This is a genomic window from Caballeronia sp., from assembly GCF_049581465.1.
Classification (GTDB): domain Bacteria; phylum Pseudomonadota; class Gammaproteobacteria; order Burkholderiales; family Burkholderiaceae; genus Caballeronia.
In genome coordinates this window covers 1-3,827 of sequence record NZ_JBAUSA010000078.1, presented here as the reverse complement: position 1 = coordinate 3,827, position 3,827 = coordinate 1, and the positions used below count along the sequence as shown (strand labels likewise).

The 3,827-nt window shown below is 60.6% G+C and carries 2 protein-coding genes; both read right to left on the bottom strand.

Annotated elements, in window-relative coordinates; translation table 11 throughout:
• Nucleotides 1-250 precede the first annotated feature (250 nt).
• Nucleotides 251-778, bottom strand: coding sequence for a PH domain-containing protein (locus tag WCA53_RS01850; RefSeq protein ID WP_423904875.1), 528 nt, complete (start codon nucleotides 776-778; stop codon nucleotides 251-253).
• 59 nt (nucleotides 779-837) lie between these two features.
• A partial coding sequence (locus WCA53_RS01845) for an LPD7 domain-containing protein (protein ID WP_423904873.1) occupies nucleotides 838-3,827 on the bottom strand: 2,990 nt, incomplete at its 5' end.

Here is a 3,827-nt window from a genome sequence, read left to right as displayed (position 1 = left end):
CGGCTTCACGAAGCGGTTGACTCGACTGGCTCCATGTACGACGCCATACCCTGTCGAAAGGCGGGATCTCAAGCCAAACCACAGAGGCATACAGTCTTGCTGGGCAAAATGCCGCAATCGCGAAAACACTTTCCGTGGGGTGCCATCGGATATCGCGTCGCCCGCAGCGCTGGATTCGGTTTGCTTTGGCTCGCCGAGGCGACTGTAGCGCTTGATCCGCCAGCCGAGGAGCGAGGCGCCGCTTTCAAAGTTAGACACGCCCCATATTGACTTCCCGTACGCCTTTTACATCACGCAATGCGATCGCCGCACGGTTAAGTTCGTTGCGCAACTGTTCCGCGTCCGTCATCCCCGGCAATCGCCATACCGGGTTGTTCGAATCGCTCGTCATCACGACGACTGCGCCGATTCCGAACATGCGTTGCCACCATGGATGAACTGAGGTCACGTCCTGAATCCGAAACAGCTCGACGCTCTGCACCGTTCTATTGAGAATCCCCTTGCGACAGGTGATCCGTTCCACGTCGATCTCAAATTCGGTGAACTTGACCTGCAGATACGCGAGTCCGATGCCACCAAGCACCAGAAGGACAGCGAGCACAGGAATGAACCATGACACCGGCCACTGGGTTGACGCATACCCGAAGCCGATACCAATGGCCAAGATTGCAACCGCGCCTTTAATGAAGGCCGGCAGGTTAATAAGCTGCGACGGCGTGCCCCGAAATATCACCGCGTTAATAGGTTCGCTTCTCGGAACGATGCCATAACGTGCCATTGTCTTTTGCCTTTAAATTGTGCGTTCTTATGTGCGACCGAACGCGGCCATGCCGGTGATTATCGATCAATCTCGGGGTGCTCAGGCTCGTCCGAATCGGGTTCTGGATCGTCATTCTCTCTCTGCTGTTCCGATGCGCCGGGCGCGTCCCGATTTGAAGTGCGCGCAGGCAGTTCGTCACGGTCCTGACGACGAGGGTCATCTCGCTCGCGTTCCAGTGCGCGCCGGTCATCTGCCTCAGCATCCAGTTCGGTGCGCCGCGCATGCAAGATGCCGCTCAACACCTCATCGTCAAAATCCACATTTATGCGCGCCTCGGCCGCGACGCGGGCAGTCGCCATTTTAAATTCCTCGGGCCCGGTAAGCGTAAGCGTCGGCCCGAACTTCTGCTGCGCGAGGCGTAGGCCGATCTCGATTGCGTCGCGGTCATGGACCCACATCCGCACGGTGCGGCCTTCGTCGACCATTAGCGCCGCGCCATCGCGCTTGTAGTCGACATTGCCGTTTTCCTGCACATGATGCGTGATGACCGGGCCGCTATAAATGATTTCGTTCGGCTCGCTGGCGCTGACCCGATGGGCCGTCCCGAACGCGATGCCGGGGCTCTCGCGTTCATCGTTCGCGCGGCGAGTTGGCTGCATCCTTCTCAGCTCGCGCAGTGCCCGCAAATTACCGAGTTGCGCCTGTTCCTGCAGGAAGTCCCGATACTGGTCCGTCAACGGGCGCCGCATCGCCGCTTTCAATGCGTCCCGCTCGCGAACGATCCGTTTTCGCAAGACGGTCTCGGCTTCAACCCGCTCCACGCGAGCCACAGACACCGCCGCACGGCGCTCCGCCGTCGACATGCTGGCGTTGTCGACGACGGCACTGCGTTTCACGTAGAAGGTCGATTTAATCGCACTGCGTCGCGCTTGCTCACGGGTGCCCTGCTCCAGCCATTCGGCACGCAATGCATCGCTGTACTGCCTCCGGAAGCGCTGAAACTCGCTCCACAGCTCCTGCTCCGGCGTGCGTCGGGGCGCCTGCGCGGGGTCGCGTCCAGTCTGCGCACGGTATTGCTCGCGCATCAACTGGGCCGCCTCAGACCACGACAGATTCATTTCCTTCGTCAGAAAATCCGAGACATTCAGGTTGCGGGAACCCGCCTGAATCCGGTCGGCACCGTCACGTCCCTTCGTGATCTGATATTTACCGACGACCAGCCCGTGCGAGTGCGAAAGAGCCGCGAGAAGCCGGTACGCATCGAGCGTGGCTTTGATTTCTTGAAACTCCGAGCGCGCCCCATCGTTGCGTGCCGCAAGGGCTTCAGCCAGGTCGCGTGCAAGCTGGTCGCGCACCGAATCGGCTTGCCGTCCGGTGGCGGGCTGCGAGAAGATCGTTAGTTGCGATGTGTTGCCATCAGGTTGCAATACATCGACGTCGCGAGACGTCGCGACCGCCGGCATGCTGCTCGAGGCTTCGGTGGTACTCGACGGTCCGCCAGAGGGCTCGTAAGCCCCTTCAGCGCCATCGAAATGGTATGGGTGATCCGCAACGCCCGGTGAATTGGGCGACGCCATGCTCGACCGTCCATCACTTGAGCCGTCAGTCGCACCGGCAACGCCGCCTTGAGCACCGGCCGCTGGGCCGTCAAACGAAACCGACGCAACACCACCCAGCGACTTGACCTGAGCCAGACTGCGCGGCTCAGTGTCCGGGTCGAAATCGCGGGGAAGCTTGCCACCGCCTTTGAGGCCAAACTTTTCTCGAGCGAATTTTTCCGCGCTCGTGGCAATGAGCCGTGCGCGCTCTTCACTGTCCGCTTGCTCATACGCCGCATACATCCGCTCAGCCACCGAGCGCCAGCCTTCGCCGCGCTCCGCCAACTGCTCTTTGCCATGCCCAATTGAATCGTCGTCTGATCCGTCGCTTGATCCGTCGCTTGATGCATCCGCTACTCCTCCTTCTCCATCGCGATCGCTAGTCCATCGCAGTGTGTTAACTCCGTCGGCTCCGTCGTCTTCCACGTGAACATGTGCAGAATCCGACAGTAGCATTTCACTTCGCGCGGCGCCGCCATCCACACGCCGGCCGGGCACACCTCGCATACTGTCGACGGATTCGGCCGACGGCCCGGGTCGATCGAACTCAACGTCATCGTCACGATCCGCTCCGGCACGCCACCGGCCGACGAAGCCTTGTTCGATGAGCGTTTCGTGCTCCCGCTCGAGCGCCGACCATTCTCGGCCCCACTCGGCTTGCCCTCGCTCTTGTGCGGCCTCGCGTTGACCTCGTGGATCGCCCCATCCTCGTCGATCACCGGGGCCAGGGTATTCAATCCCTCGCCATGGCTGCCATTGCCCGAATCGGTCGGCTCGTCTTGAGCTGGTTCGTTCTTCTCTGCCATCATGCCCTCCAAATGGGTAGTAAAAGCGCGCTTCACGCTCGATCAGGATGTGCCGTTGTTCTTCCGGCGAGGCCTTCTGATACACCTTGTAAAACGGGCTGCCGCTATTGAGATATTTGGCTTCGAGCGCACGCACCTCATGCCATTCGCGCAACGCATCAAGCATCGCGGTCGGCGTCTCGCGAGGCACGCCGGGTATCTCGTATTTCGCGTTCAGACTAGCGACCAAGGCCTCGCGTTTCGCATCGGCGTCCAGCTCGACGAACTCGCGCGTGAACACGTACTCCTTGAGGTTGACGCCCTTCGCGTCTCCCGCGCGTTTAACGTTCTCGTATTCGCGGCTTCGCCCTGCGTTGCGTGTACGTGTCTCGCCAAACTCGGCAAGAAGCGCCTGAAAATCTTCGTACCGGGTAATACCCCGCGACAGCATGGCGTCGAGAATGGACGCTTTCAGCTCGCGGTTCGCCCCGGCAAACACGTCGCCCTTGTAGCGACTGATCATCTCCGACGCGTCATTGAATTCAGCACGCCGGTTGTCTTTCGGGCTCGCCAAGCCGAACCGGTTGTTGGTGTGTTCCTGAAACGCCTCAAGGAATCGTACCTGCCGATCGACCAGGCCAAACGGATCGAGCCGCTGCCCGGTGAGCAGGTTCACCTTCGGCA

Bases quoted from the DNA above. Each gene is read 5' to 3' on its own strand.
- WCA53_RS01850 (WP_423904875.1), bottom strand. From the start codon at position 778: ATGGCACGTTATGGCATCGTTCCGAGAAGCGAACCTATTAACGCGGTG.